This window comes from Rhizobium sp. BK591 (assembly GCF_014195045.1).
Taxonomy (GTDB): domain Bacteria; phylum Pseudomonadota; class Alphaproteobacteria; order Rhizobiales; family Rhizobiaceae; genus Rhizobium; species Rhizobium anhuiense.
Window position 1 is genome coordinate 1 of the sequence record NZ_JACIAZ010000014.1, and the last position, 12,080, is coordinate 12,080.

Consider the following 12,080-nt stretch of genomic DNA (forward strand, 5'->3'; position numbering starts at 1 on the left):
ATCCGCCAATCCGCTTGAGGTTCTTTAGAACGAAAGACTTCGTCGCCAGCAGCGCCGCCGCCCTCGTTCAGTGAGGGGGCTTATAGAACTAACCCTCCCAAGCAGTCAACAGGCCATTTCGAAAAAAATGATATTTCTTTCATGTCATTGTTTTTTCAGATCAAATTCCGGGAGACACCCAGATGCGGTCATTTCCCGGATTCCGATCGGCCTTAAACCCTCAGGAAAAGATGAACGTCTTTCGACTTTTCGTGGAAAGCACGCTCTTTTGTCTCCTGCGCCCCGACATCATCACAATCTGCTGGTCTTAAGAGACACACGATTCACACAGGCAAATGCAGGCAGACTGCCTTTTCCCGGGTGATTTGACTTCCATGCTTAAAATATGCACATCTTTCGCCCCAGCCAGGATGGCTAAGAAATGCTCTCTGAGACGCCTGATGTAAGGACGCGGACCCGACTGCCATGATGACGGAGAAAATGATGATCCGCTCGTTGGGCAACGAGCCTCCGCTTCTGGCCGACGGCAGACGCGCGCCCGACCGGCGCGAAGTTTCCCTGCGTTGGCTCTCGGGCACGTTCCTCACCGGCATCACCTCGTCCGTGCTCATGGGTGTCGCCCTTTTTGCCGCCCTTGACGGGCGCCAGCAGCTGGCGATCCCCGCCGAAGCCTATGCAAGTGCCGCGACAGACGCGCATGAGGATACGACAGTGGTCCGCGGCGGTCGGCTGATCGCGCCCGCCATCGCCGCAAAACCGTCCGACCGTGCCATCATGGAAGTTTCGACCGTCGTCCATGACGGCGAAAAGGAAGTCGTGCGCCGCCAGCCCTTCGCGCATGTGAAGATGACACTGGCCGCCAACCACGTGGCGACCGAGGACTATCCGGACTTCGATCCCCTGGCGATCTTTTCCGCCGACGAGCCTCAGCCCGCCCCGCAAAGCCGCACCGGTGCGCTTTACGGCTCCGACGTTGAATCCGAAGTCAGCCTCAAGACCATTCCCTTCCCCACCGGCAAGACCAACATGCAGATGGCGTCCGGCCTGTCGCTCGAAGAGGTCGAAGAGAACGTACGATCCAACGGCTCGGTGCTGACCGACGGCAACACGCAGCTCGCAGCGCTCTATTACGTCGATCCGCGCCGTTTCTCCAACGAGGATGCCGATGTCGATCTGACCGCCGGCCTGTCCGCCCGTGTGCTCGAACAGAACATGACGGTCTCCGCATCGGAATCGATCACACCGCAGACCGAAGAGTTCGCCGACGACATCCTGCCGGTGCGCATCGACACGCCGATCGCCAAGGCGCTGACGGATTCAGGCTATCCACAGCAATATGCCGATGGCATTGCCGGCTTTATCTCGCAGCAACTGGGGTCCACCGATCTCGATAAGGGCGACGTGCTGCGCATCGGCATCATTCAGAAGGGCGAACAGGCCAAGATCATCCGCGCCAGCGTCTATCGCGGCACGCGCCATCTCGTCACCGTGGCCGTCGACGACAAGGGCAGATACGTACCCGGCAGCGAGCCGCCGATGCTGGATGCCATCGCCACCGCTTTCGATGATAATTCCTTCGCGCCGCCTCCCGGCCAGAACCTGCCGCGCGTCTATGACGGCATCTATCGCGCTGCCCTTTCCTACGGCATGACCAAGGATATGACGGCGCTGATCATCAAGCTGCTCGCCAGCAACGTCGATTTCCAGGCGCAACTGAGGACGACCGACAGTCTCGAGGCCTTCTTCTCCGTCGCCGACAGCGCCGGCCAGGCGACCGAGGATTCCGAACTGCTCTACGTCAACGCCCGTTTCGGCGATACGCAGACGCGCTTCTATCGCTTCCAGGATCCCGATGACGGCACGGTCGATTATTTCGACGAGAACGGCAAGAGCATCCGCCAGTTCCTGCTGCGCAACCCGGTTCCGAACGGCATCTTCAAATCGGGCTTCGGCATGCGCCGTCACCCGATCCTCGGTTTCGCCCGCATGCACACAGGTGTCGATTGGGCAGCGCCGCGCGGCACGGCGATCATCGCCGCCGGCAACGGCACGGTCGAGAAAGCCGGCTGGGATTCCGGCGGTTACGGCAACCAGACGATTATTCGCCATGCCAACGGCTATGAATCCTCCTACAACCACCAGAGCGCCATCGCCAAGGGCGTCGTCCCCGGCGCCAAGATCCGCCAGGGCCAGGTGATCGGCTGGGTCGGCACCACAGGCGAATCCACCGGCCCGCACCTGCATTACGAATTGATCGTCAACGGCACGAAGGTCGACCCGCTGCGCATCCGTCTGCCGGGCGGCAAATCGCTGCAGGGCGAGGCGCTGGCGAAATTCGAGGATGAGCGCAAGCGCATCGATACGCTGCTGAACAACCAGACGTCAGACCAGGTGGCCAGCAAATAATCTCCGACAGCGTCCTTTGAACTGCCTACACGCTGGTCATCCCGGTCGCCGATCGCACCCCAGACGAAAAATGGCGGCCGAAGCCGCCATTCCTCATTCATCCGCAAACCGGTTTACGCCGCTTCGCTCACCGTCTGCTGCGTCTTGAACTGCAGCCGGTCCGAACCGCTCGTCACCTTCACCGTCGATCCGTCCGGCACCTGGCCGGACAGGATCTGCTCGGCGAGCGGATCCTGCACGAACTTCTGGATCACTCGCTTCAGCGGCCTTGCGCCGTAGACCGGATCATAACCCTTGTTCGCCAGCCAATGGCGGGCGTCTTCGTCGAGATCGATGACGATCTTGCGCTCGGAAAGCAGAGCCACCAGCCGTTTCAGCTGGATATCGACGATCGCGCCCATCTCCTCACGTTTCAGGCGATGGAAGAGGATGATCTCGTCGATGCGGTTCAGGAATTCCGGCCGGAAATGCCCGCGCACGACCTCCATCACCTGCTCGCGAACCGTATCGCTGTCGTCGCCGTCCCTCAGCTGCGTCAGATATTCGGCACCGAGGTTCGAGGTCATGATGATCATCGTGTTGCGGAAATCGACGGTCCGGCCCTGGCCGTCCGTCAGGCGTCCGTCGTCCAGCACCTGCAGCAGGATGTTGAAGACGTCGGGATGCGCCTTTTCGATCTCGTCGAACAGCACGACCTGATAGGGCCTGCGGCGCACGGCTTCCGTCAGCGCTCCGCCTTCGTCATAACCGACATAGCCGGGAGGCGCGCCGATCAGACGGGCAACGGAGTGTTTCTCCATATATTCCGACATATCCATGCGCACCATCGCCGTTTCGTCGTCGAAGAGGAAGCGGGCGAGCGCCTTGGTTAGCTCCGTCTTGCCGACGCCGGTCGGACCGAGGAAGATGAACGAGCCGATCGGCCGGTTCGGATCCTGCAGGCCGGCGCGCGCGCGGCGGACGGCGCGCGACACGGCCTGAACCGCATCACCCTGGCCGATCACCGATTTCGCCAATTCGTCTTCCATCCGCAGCAGCTTGTCGCGTTCGCCCTCCAGCATCCTGTCGACCGGAATGCCGGTCCAGCGGGAAACGACGTGAGCGATATTGTCGGGGCTTACCACCTCCTGCACCATCGCGCCGCGATCGCCATCCTGCTTCTCGGCATCGACGAGCTGCTTTTCGAGATCCGGAATGACGCCGTAAGTCAGCTCGCCGGCACGCTGGAACTCGCCTTTGCGCTGGGCGATCGCCAGGTCGTTACGGGCATCGTCGAGCTGCTTCTTGAGATCGGCGGCAAGGCCGAGCTTCTGCTTTTCCGCCTGCCAGCGGGCCGTCAGCGCATCGGCCTCTTCTTCGAGGTCGGTGAGTTCGGTCTCCAGCCGCTTCAGCCGGTCGGCCGAGGCAATGTCGGTTTCCTTCTTCAGGGCCTCGCGTTCGATCTTCAGCTGGATGATGCGGCGGTCGAGTTCATCGAGCTCTTCCGGCTTGGAATCCACCTGCATGCGCAGCCGCGCTGCCGCTTCGTCCATCAGGTCGATCGCCTTGTCGGGCAGGAAACGGTCGGTGATATAGCGGTTGGAAAGTGTCGCCGCGGCCACCAGCGCCGCATCGGCGATGCGCACCTTGTGATGCTGCTCGTATTTTTCCTTCAGGCCGCGCAGGATCGAGATCGTGTCTTCGACCGTCGGTTCGTCAACGACGACGGGTTGGAAGCGGCGGGCAAGGGCCGGATCCTTCTCGACATGTTTGCGATATTCATCAAGCGTGGTCGCGCCGACGCAATGCAGCTCACCGCGGGCAAGGGCGGGCTTCAAGAGGTTGGAGGCGTCCATCGCCCCATCCGCCTTGCCGGCGCCGACCAGCGTGTGCATCTCGTCGATGAACAGGATGATCTCGCCGTTCTCCGCCTGCACTTCGTTGAGTACGGCCTTCAGCCGCTCCTCGAATTCGCCGCGGTATTTCGCACCGGCAATCAGCGCGCCCATGTCGAGCGCCATCAGCTTCTTGTCCTTGAGCGATTCCGGCACGTCGCCGTTGACGATGCGCAGCGCCAGGCCTTCGACGATCGCCGTCTTGCCGACACCGGGTTCGCCGATCAGCACAGGATTGTTCTTGGTGCGGCGCGAAAGCACCTGGATGGTGCGGCGGATTTCGTCGTCGCGGCCGATCACCGGGTCGAGCTTGCCCTCGCGGGCTTCGGCGGTGAGATCGCGTGCGAACTTCTTCAGCGAATCGAAACCCTGCTCCGCATTGGAGGAATCCGCCGTCCGGCCCTTGCGGATGTCGTTGATGACCTGGTTGAGGCCCTGAGCCGTCACGCCTGAATTCTTCAGCGTCGAAAAGGTCGAGGCCGAGGATTCGATCGCCAGCGCCTGCAGCAGGCGCTCGACGGTGACAAAACTGTCGCCGGCCTTCTTCGCCGCCTCTTCAGCTGTTGAAAGTACCTTGGCAAGCGGTTGCGCAAGATAGATGTTGCCGTTGCCGCCGGAAATTTTCGGCAGCTTGGCCAAAGCCGCGTCGTTGGCAAGGCGGGCCGCCTTGGCATCGCCGCCGGCGCGCTCGATCAGCGAGGCCGCCATGCCCTGATCGTCGTCGAGCAGGACTTTCAGCACATGTTCGGGCGTGAATTGCTGGTGACCTTGCGCCAGCGCATAAGTCTGGGCGGACTGGATGAAACCGCGCACCCGCTCGGAATATTTCTCGATATTCATATTCTACCTCCATGGATCGCCCTGCCCTGACGAGGCGCAGACCGATGATTGAGATCGACCCCCTGAAAAGGCAGGCCGCGCGTTGCCCGTCTGGGATTTCGGGCGAAGCAGTTCGAGGAGAATATGGTAGCCTGTTCTGCGAGTTTAAAGCCCATAAAACGAAAATCCCCGGCGCGAGACCGGGGATTTTAAAGGCAATTTGAGCAGATGGCATGAACCTCACGCTCTCCCCTGAAGGAGAAGCGAAATCCTCATTCCGATGCGACGTCAGCCAGCACCGGCGCCTCGGCAGAGGCACCCTCGCCTTCAGCAGCAGCTTCCCCTTCTGCGCCGCGACGCGGGCGACGGGGACGGTTGCCGGTGCTGCGACGGCGAGGCTGGCGTTCGCGCGGCTGGCCGCCCGAACCTTCCTCGTCCATGGCGACTTCGGCCGGGATACCTTCGATCTCCGGCTGCGGGCCGGTTCCATCGATGACCTCGGCCTGGGACACTACCGGCGCCGGAGCAGGAGTCGGCTGGGGCTGGGACTCAGGCTGCGGCCGCGGCTGATGCTGCCTGCTCTGCGGCGGCTGGACGATAACGACGTCGTCACCGTCATTGTCGTTGCTATCCATATCGTCGCCGTCGCGGTCCGCACCGTCGCGATCATTGTAATCGCCGCGATCGTCGCGCTGGAAGCGCTCCTGCATCTGCGCCTGGGCGCTGGCGATGATACGATTGTAATGTTCGGCGTGCTGGAGATAGTTCTCGGCAATCACGCGGTCGCCGGAGCTTTGGGCGTCGCGGGCGAGTTGTGCGTATTTTTCGGCGATATGCTGCGCAGTACCGCGAATCTTCACATCGGGGCCGGAGCTGTCATAGGTCCGGGTCAGCGGATTGCCGCCCTTGCGGTTGAAATTGTTGTTATTGTTATTTCCACCGCCGCCGTTGTTATTATTGTTGTTACCACGCCCTCGACCGCGCTTGTTCTGCTGTCCTGGCCTCATAGATCGTTCACCTGAATTCTCTGTTTGTGATGGATACATGGCACCAACCGCCATGACCGGAAAACCGGGTCAGGACCTTTGTGCCGCGAGCATACTGCGCCTTTGCGCCGACCTGCCGCTTGGTTCTCAAGTCAGTTTGACTGATTCACGCATTGGGTCGTGTTCAACCGTTGAAACTCTCGTTTAAAAGAGCGGACCCCCGAGGCAAACCAAGTACCGAACGAATCTCGTTCATTCCTATCTGCCCAACACGTAACCGCAACCTATATTGCTTCCCTGGGAAATCCAAGCCTTTTCTTCGCAATAACAATAATGTCCTGTCCAGTGCAGCAATTATCGCCTGTCACGCGAGCGCGAACACGAGCACCCTGTCGTTCTGACCATAATCTTTCACGGATTTGAGGCACTTGAAGCCTTTCGCTTCAAAGATCGCCGTCACATCGTTTCGCTGATCGTAGCCGATCTCCAGTCCGACGAACCCATCGGGTCTCATGAACCTTGCCGCATCCTTGGCTATGGCTTTGTAGGCGTCAAGCCCATCCGGGCCGCCATCCAGGGCCGCAAGCGGATCAAATTTCGTCACTTCGGGAGCGAGATCGTGAATGACATTGGAAGCAATATAGGGCGGATTTGAGACAATCGCGTGAAAGGACCCTTCGATGCTCTCGAACCATCTCGACTGTATGGCCTGAAACCGATCCAGCAATCCGTTTCTTTCTGCATTCGATCTTGCCGTCAAAAGCGCATCCGCCGATATGTCGCTGCCGACACCTGACGCATCAGGACACTCGCTCAAAAGCGCAAGGCATATCGCCCCAGTCCCGGTTCCTAGATCAAGGATATGGAGATCGCCTTCAGCTTTTGCAAGGTTGCTGAGATAGGCGAGCACCGTATCGACCAGGATTTCTGTATCCGGCCGAGGCTCCAGCGTTTCCGCCGAGAGCCGAAGCGGCAAGCCGTAGAACTCACGCTCGCCGAGAATGCGATGCACCGGCTCATGGCCGAGCCGCCGCTCCATCGCCTTGAAGATCAGCTCGGACCGCTCGGGAGAAAGTCTCTCGGCCGATCGCGTCAACAGCTCGGTCGGCGACAATTTCAGAAGGCCCGCGACCAGCAGCCGCGCATCGGTCGCCGGATCGACGATACCTGCTTCAGTGAAGCGTCGGCGCGCGTCAGCAAGCATATCGGCGACCGTCGAGCTCATTGCTGTTCGCCGAGCTGTGCCAGCTGGCTTGCCTGGTAATCGGCCATCAGCGCATCGACGACCTCCTCGATCTCGCCTTCCATCATCCGGTCGAGCTTGTAAAGCGTCAGATTGATGCGATGGTCCGTCACCCGACCCTGCGGGAAATTATAGGTGCGGATGCGTTCCGAGCGGTCGCCGGAGCCGACCTGGCTCTTGCGATCGGCAGAGCGCTCGCTGTCGGCCCGCTGTCGCTCGGCATCGTAGAGCCTGGAGCGCAGCACCTGCATCGCCTTGGCGCGGTTCTGGTGTTGCGACTTTTCCGAGCTGGTGACGACGATGCCGCTCGGCAGGTGGGTGATGCGCACCGCCGAGTCCGTCGTATTGACGTGCTGGCCGCCCGCACCCGAAGAGCGCATCGTATCGATGCGGATATCCTCCGGCCGGATCTCGATGTCGATCTCCTCTGCCTCCGGCAACACTGCAACGGTTGCAGCCGACGTATGGATGCGTCCGCCCGCCTCGGTTTCCGGCACGCGCTGCACGCGATGTACGCCGGATTCGAATTTCAGTTTGGCGAAAACGCCCCTGCCGGTGATCGTCGCGATGATTTCCTTATAGCCGCCGGCTTCGCCCTCGCTTGCCGAGAGAACTTCCACCTTCCAGCCCTTTTCCGCCGCGAAACGCTCGTACATGCGAAAGAGATCGCCGGCAAAAAGGGCCGCTTCCGAGCCGCCGGTGCCGGCGCGGATTTCGAGGATCGCACTCTTTTCGTCCGCTGCATCCTTCGGCAAAAGCAGGATCTGCATGTCCTGTTCGAGCGCCTCGATCTGCTCTTTCACCTCCGGCAGTTCCAGCTCGGCGAGGTCGCGCATCTCGCGGTCGACCGATTTATCCGCCAGCAGCGTTTCGAGATCGGCAAGCTCGGCGACCGCCTTCTCATAGGCACGGATCTGCGTCACGACGGGCTGCAGCTCGGAATATTCGGATGCGAGCTTCACATAGACATCGGCAGCCGGGCCAGCCGACATGCGCGCCTCGATCTCGCCGAAACGGCGCTCCAGCTCGCGCATTTTTTCAACGGGAAGCTTCGCCACCCTTCACTCCGATTCTTCTTAATCTCTGTCTAAAGGGGAATATTGTGGCTCTCGGCGAAGCGGGCAAGCACCTCGCGCATCGGCATCACGGCGTGGTGATCGTCCAGCACCTCGTCCATCACCTTGGCCAGCGCCCCGACATCGAGCCCGAGCAGCATCGCCTTCACCGGTCCGATCGAGGCCGGCGACATCGAGATCGAGCGGAAGCCGATGCCGAGCAGCGCCATCGCCGAGATCGGTTTGCTGGCGAGTTCGCCGCAGAGCGTCACCGGCGTCTTGTTCCGATCCGCCCCGCGCACGATATCGCGCAGGATGCGCAAGAATGGTTTGCCGAGCGGATCGAAGCGATCCGAGACCCGCGCATTGCCGCGATCGACCGCCATCGAGAACTGGAAGAGGTCGTTCGAACCGACCGAAACGAAATCCACCGCCTCCATCAGTTCGTCAAGCTGCCAGAGCAGTGCAGGCACCTCCAGCATCGCTCCGAATTGCAGCTTGCGCGGCAACCCGTGACCGAAGCGCGAGAGGTGCTGCACTTCCTTCTGCAACAGCTCGCGCACGATCTTCAGCTCCGAAACCTCGGTCACCATCGGCACCATCAGCTTCAGTTCGGTGTCGGCCGACGCCTTCAATAGGGCGCGCAGCTGGGTGCGCAATAGTCCCGGCCGATCGAGCGATAGCCGGATGGCGCGCCAGCCAAGGGCGGGATTTTCTTCCTCATGGCCGCGGAAATAGGGCACGACCTTGTCGCCGCCGATATCCAGCGTGCGGAAGGTGACGGGGCGGCCCGCCGCCTGTTTTATCACATTGCGATAGAACTGCTCCTGCTCATCCGCCTTCGGCATGGTGGAGGCGATCATGAACTGCAGTTCGGTGCGGAAGAGGCCGATGCCCTCGGCGCCCGATTCCGAAAGCTGCGGCAGGTCGACCAGCAGCCCCGCATTCATCATCAGCGCGATCCGCTGCCCATCCTTCGTCACCGGCTCGACGGCGCGCAGCGCCCGGAACTGCTCCTGCCGTCTGGCACGGAAGCGGACCTTTTCCTCGTAGGAACGCCGATGATCGGCCATCGGCCGCAGATGCACATGCCCCTCGTCGGCATCGATGATCACGGCATCGCCGTTCTCGGCGAGCGCCACGACGCCGGCTGCCTGGCCGATGACCGGAATGCCCATGGCGCGCGCGACGATCACCACATGGCTCGTCACCGCGCCTTCTTCCAGCACCAGCCCGCGCACATTGGCACGTGGATAATCGAGCAGTTCTGCCGCCCCCATGGCGCGCGCCAGAATAACCGCGTCGCTGGGGAAACCCTCGGCCGTCGTCCGCCCGGTATAACCCGTCAACTGTCTGAGCAGCCGGTTCGCCAGATCCTCGAAATCGTGCATGCGTTCGCGCAGATACGGATCCGTCAGGCGCATCATCCGCGCCTTGGTATCGCTCTGCACCTTCTCGACCGCCGCTTCCGCCGTCAGGCCGTTGCGGATCGCCTCCTCGAGCTTGCGCACCCAGCCCTGATCATGCGCGAACATACGATAGGTTTCGAGCACCTCGCGGTGTTCGCCTTCCATCGACACGTCGCGACGCGACAGCATGTCGTCGATCGAGATCCGGAGCGAGCCCATGGCTTCGGCCAGCCGTCGGATTTCCTTCTCGGCATCCTCGTTGAGCAGGTTGGTGACGACGATGCGCGGCTCGTGCAGCACGACGTAACCGAGGCCGATGCCGTCATTATAGGTGTCGCCGTCGACGGTCACCGAACGCGTCAGGTCGAGTTCGAGGCCCGGCTTGGTGATCTTCTTGAGCTCGCCGGTGGCGATCATCTCGGCCAGCACCATCGCCGTCGTCTCGAGCGCTTCCAGCTCTTCCTCGCGATAGTTGCGGCTCGCCTTGTTCTGGACGACGAGAACGCCGAGCGAGCGCCCGGTTCGGAGAATCGGCACACCAAGGAAGGAATGGTAGATCTCTTCGCCCGTTTCCGGCAGGTAACGGAAAGCAGGGTGTGACTGCGCGTCGGAAAGGTTCAGCGGCTGGGCCGAGGCTGCGATCGTGCCGACGAGGCCCTGCCCCATCTTCAGTTGCGCCAGATGCACGGCCTCGCGGTTGAGACCTTCGGTTGCATAGAGTTCGAGGACGCCGTCGGCGCGCAGCACGTAGACAGAGCAGACTTCCGCCACCATGTTGCCGGCGATCTGGCGGACGATCCGGTCAAGACGATCCTGCGGCTCCAGCGGCTCCGCCATCAACTCGCGCAGCCGCCTGAGCAGCACGCGTGGACCGCCGGAAAGGTCTCTCATGGCGTCTCAAGCTCCCGAAACAACGCACTCAGTCCCGGCGGGCCGGCCCTCGTCTCCTCAACCTGAAGGGGCAGGCCGCCCACTGGGAATCAATTCTTATCCAGACCGTAGCAGGAATGCAAAGTCCTGACAGCGAGTTCTGCATAGGGACCGTCGATCAGGATGGAAATCTTGATCTCGGAGGTCGTGATCGCCTTGATGTTGATGCCTTTTTCGGCAAGTGCACGAAATGCGGTCGCGGCAACGCCCGCGTGGCTGCGCATGCCGATGCCGATGACCGATACTTTCACCAGCCCCGATTCGTTCTGCACGACATCGTAGCCGATCTTCTCCTTATGGTCGCCGAGCACCTTGATCGCCTTCTCGACGTCGCCTGAAGGGACGGTGAAGGTCATGTCGGTCTTCGACCCGTCCTCGGAGATATTCTGGACGATCATGTCGACATTGATATGGGATTCGGCGAGCGGTCCGAAGATCGCTGCGGAAACGCCCGGCCGGTCGGCAAGACGGCGAAGCGAGATCTGAGCCTCATCCTTGGCATAGGCGATGCCGGTGACTACTTCCTGTTCCACGATTTCATCCTCGTCACAAATCAGCGTTCCGGGCGGGTTCAACAGATCGCCCATGCCCGGAGCATCGGGATCTTCGAATGACGAGCGCACGAAGGTGCGCACCTTGTGCACCATGGCAAGCTCGACCGAGCGCACCTGCAGCACCTTGGCGCCGAGCGAGGCCATTTCCAGCATTTCCTCGAAGGCGATCTTCTTCAGCCTGCGCGCCTTCGGCACGATGCGCGGGTCGGTGGTGTAGACGCCGTCGACATCGGTATAGATATCGCAGCGATCCGCTTTGACAGCTGCCGCGATCGCGACGGCGGACGTGTCCGATCCGCCGCGCCCGAGCGTCGCGATACGGTTGTCGGGTCCCAAACCCTGGAAACCGGCGATGACGGCAACCTGCCCCTCGCCCATCCGCTTGACGATGTCGGAGCCGTCAATCTCCATGATCCGCGCCGCGCCATGAGCGTTGTCGGTGTGGATCGGGATCTGCCATCCCTGCCAGGACCGCGCATTGATATCCATCGCCTGCAATGCGATCGCCAGCAGTCCGGAGGTCACCTGCTCGCCGGATGCGACCACCGCATCATATTCCCGCGCATCGTAAAACGGAGAATTGGCACCGATCACCTTCGGCGTGCCTTGCACCCAGCCGACCAGTTCATTGGTCTTGCCGGACATGGCCGAGACGACCACCGCCACCTCGTGCCCGGCATCGACTTCGCGTTTTACGTGGCGGGCAACGTTCTTGATGCGGTCCAGGTCAGCGACGGATGTGCCGCCGAATTTCATTACGATGCGTGCCATATGCCTCTACCACGACTGGCGCCGGAACAGCGG

General features: G+C 61.5%; 8 protein-coding genes. 2 read left to right on the forward strand and 6 right to left on the reverse strand.

Annotation, left to right across the window (positions count from 1 at the left end):
• Positions 1 to 465: 465 nt before the first annotated feature.
• Positions 466 to 2,406: a M23 family metallopeptidase gene (locus FHX10_RS34430; RefSeq protein WP_063476313.1), complete on the forward strand. Its 1,941-nt coding sequence runs from the start codon at positions 466 to 468 to the stop codon at positions 2,404 to 2,406.
• 113 nt (positions 2,407 to 2,519) lie between these two features.
• Here FHX10_RS34430 and clpB read toward each other — a convergent pair whose 3' ends face one another.
• On the reverse strand, positions 2,520 to 5,120 hold the full coding sequence (gene clpB / locus FHX10_RS34435) for an ATP-dependent chaperone ClpB (RefSeq protein ID WP_184390800.1): 2,601 nt from the start codon (positions 5,118 to 5,120) through the stop codon (positions 2,520 to 2,522).
• A 44-nt stretch (positions 5,121 to 5,164) separates the two neighbouring features.
• Here clpB and FHX10_RS34440 point away from each other — a divergent pair, with 44 nt between their 5' ends.
• A complete protein-coding gene (locus FHX10_RS34440; RefSeq protein ID WP_176707411.1) occupies positions 5,165 to 5,323 on the forward strand; it encodes a hypothetical protein in 159 nt (52 codons plus the stop codon).
• 48 nt (positions 5,324 to 5,371) lie between these two features.
• Here FHX10_RS34440 and FHX10_RS34445 read toward each other — a convergent pair whose 3' ends face one another.
• The 5 genes from FHX10_RS34445 to FHX10_RS34465 all read right to left on the reverse strand — a co-directional run bounded on the left by FHX10_RS34445 (position 5,372) and on the right by FHX10_RS34465 (position 12,047).
• Entirely contained in the window at positions 5,372 to 6,106 is a 735-nt protein-coding gene (locus tag FHX10_RS34445; RefSeq protein ID WP_063476311.1) for a DUF4167 domain-containing protein, read from the reverse strand.
• Between the two features lie 343 nt (positions 6,107 to 6,449).
• Positions 6,450 to 7,310, reverse strand: coding sequence for a peptide chain release factor N(5)-glutamine methyltransferase (prmC, locus tag FHX10_RS34450; protein ID WP_063476310.1), 861 nt, complete (start codon positions 7,308 to 7,310; stop codon positions 6,450 to 6,452).
• Positions 7,307 to 8,386, reverse strand: a complete 1,080-nt coding sequence (prfA, locus tag FHX10_RS34455) for a peptide chain release factor 1 (protein WP_047619957.1) — start codon at positions 8,384 to 8,386, stop codon at positions 7,307 to 7,309. Before prfA ends, prmC begins: the two co-directional genes overlap by 4 nt.
• Before the next feature lie 29 nt (positions 8,387 to 8,415).
• Positions 8,416 to 10,683: a phosphoenolpyruvate--protein phosphotransferase gene (gene ptsP / locus FHX10_RS34460; protein ID WP_047619955.1), complete on the reverse strand. Its 2,268-nt coding sequence runs from the start codon at positions 10,681 to 10,683 to the stop codon at positions 8,416 to 8,418.
• 89 nt (positions 10,684 to 10,772) lie between these two features.
• Positions 10,773 to 12,047, reverse strand: coding sequence for an aspartate kinase (locus FHX10_RS34465; protein WP_047619953.1), 1,275 nt, complete (start codon positions 12,045 to 12,047; stop codon positions 10,773 to 10,775).
• Between the last annotated feature and the right edge of the window lie 33 nt (positions 12,048 to 12,080).

Coding starts and splice junctions, on each gene's coding strand:
- FHX10_RS34430 (WP_063476313.1), top strand. CDS start 466: ATGATGACGGAGAAAATGATGATCCGCTCGTTGGGCAACGAGCCTCCG.
- clpB (WP_184390800.1), bottom strand. CDS start 5,120: ATGAATATCGAGAAATATTCCGAGCGGGTGCGCGGTTTCATCCAGTCC.
- FHX10_RS34440 (WP_176707411.1), top strand. CDS start 5,165: ATGATTGAGATCGACCCCCTGAAAAGGCAGGCCGCGCGTTGCCCGTCT.
- FHX10_RS34445 (WP_063476311.1), bottom strand. CDS start 6,106: ATGAGGCCAGGACAGCAGAACAAGCGCGGTCGAGGGCGTGGTAACAAC.
- prmC (WP_063476310.1), bottom strand. CDS start 7,310: ATGAGCTCGACGGTCGCCGATATGCTTGCTGACGCGCGCCGACGCTTC.
- ptsP (WP_047619955.1), bottom strand. CDS start 10,683: ATGAGAGACCTTTCCGGCGGTCCACGCGTGCTGCTCAGGCGGCTGCGC.
- FHX10_RS34465 (WP_047619953.1), bottom strand. CDS start 12,047: ATGGCACGCATCGTAATGAAATTCGGCGGCACATCCGTCGCTGACCTG.